Origin of the sequence: Cellulomonas sp. GbtcB1, assembly GCF_019091725.1 — a bacterium.
GTDB lineage: Bacteria > Actinomycetota > Actinomycetes > Actinomycetales > Cellulomonadaceae > Cellulomonas.
This window is the reverse complement of record NZ_JAGXJG010000119.1, coordinates 1-1,248: the sequence shown is the minus strand read 5'-3', so window position 1 is coordinate 1,248 and position 1,248 is coordinate 1. Positions and strand designations below refer to the sequence as shown.

The 1,248-nt window shown below is 76.1% G+C and carries 1 protein-coding gene; it reads right to left on the bottom strand.

The window, feature by feature from the left end; genetic code table 11:
• The coding region (locus KVT14_RS19995) for an MMPL family transporter (RefSeq protein WP_217617263.1) at positions 1-1,227 on the bottom strand (1,227 nt) is incomplete at its 3' end.
• Positions 1,228-1,248: the final 21 nt, after the last annotated feature.

Here is a 1,248-nt window from a genome sequence, read left to right as displayed (position 1 = left end):
CATCACGATGATCGGCATGAAGCTGATGACCGGCCCGACCAGGCCGACGTTCAGCAGGTCGGCGCCCCAGCCCCGCTCGAACACCGCGGCGGTCACCCCGAACGACGCCAGCACCGACAGCAGGTAGCCGAGCGTCGCCTTGGTCGGCACCGCGACCGACCGGAACACGATCAGCAGCAGCACCAGCGACAGCCCGACGACCACGACGCCGAACGGCAGCAGCGCGTCGCCGAGCCGCGCCGACACGTCGACGCTCACGGCGGTCTGCCCGGTGACCAGCAGGTCGTGCACCCCCGGGTAGGGCGCGACCAGGTCGTCCGCGTCGGCGCGGATCTCCGCGACCAGGTCCTGCGTGCTCTCCGCGGCCTGGCCGCCGGAGGGGATGACCTGGAACAGCGCGGTGTCGGCCGACTCGTTCGGCGTCGCGACCGGCACCGCCACCACGCCGTCGAGCGCCGCCAGGTCGCCCGCCAGGCCGTCGACGGCCCCGCGCGGGTCGGTGCTCGCGATGATGTCGGCCGTCACCAGCAGCGGCGCGTTCCAGCCGGGGCCGAAGCCCTCCGCCACGAGGTCGTAGGTCTCCCGCTGCGGCGAGCCCTCGGGCGCGCTGCCGTTGTCCGGCAGCGTCAGCCGCAGGTCGGGCGCGGGGACCGCCAGCACCCCGACGCCGAGGACCACCAGCAGCACGGTCAGCAGCGGCACCCGGGTCACCAGCCGCACCCAGCGCGCGCCGCCGGTGCCGCCGGTCTCGGGGTCGGCGAGCTCGCGGCGCGCCGCCCGGGACCCCGGCCGAGGGCGCAGCCGCTCCCCCGCGAGCGCCATCAGCGCCGGCAGCACCGTGAGCGCGACGAGGACCGCGATCGCGACGGCGGCCGCGGCGGCCACGCCCATGACCGACAGGAACGGGATGCCGACCACGGACAGCCCGCACAGCGCGATGACCACCGTCGTCCCCGCGAACACCACGGCAGTCCCCGCTGTGGCGACCGCCCGCGCGGCCGACTCCTCGACCGCCATCCCCCGCGCGAGCTGGTGCCGGTGCCGGGACAGGACGAACAGCGCGTAGCCGACCCCGACCGCCAGGCCGATCATCAGCGCGAGGGTCGGCGTCGTGCTGCTGATGGTGGCGGCCGCCGGCGCGAGGAGGATGCCCGCGCGGGCCGTGCCAACCCCCAGCAGCGCGGGGAGCAGCGGCATGCCGGGGGCCAGCAGCGGACCGGCGGTCACCGGCCGCACCAACACCGCGAC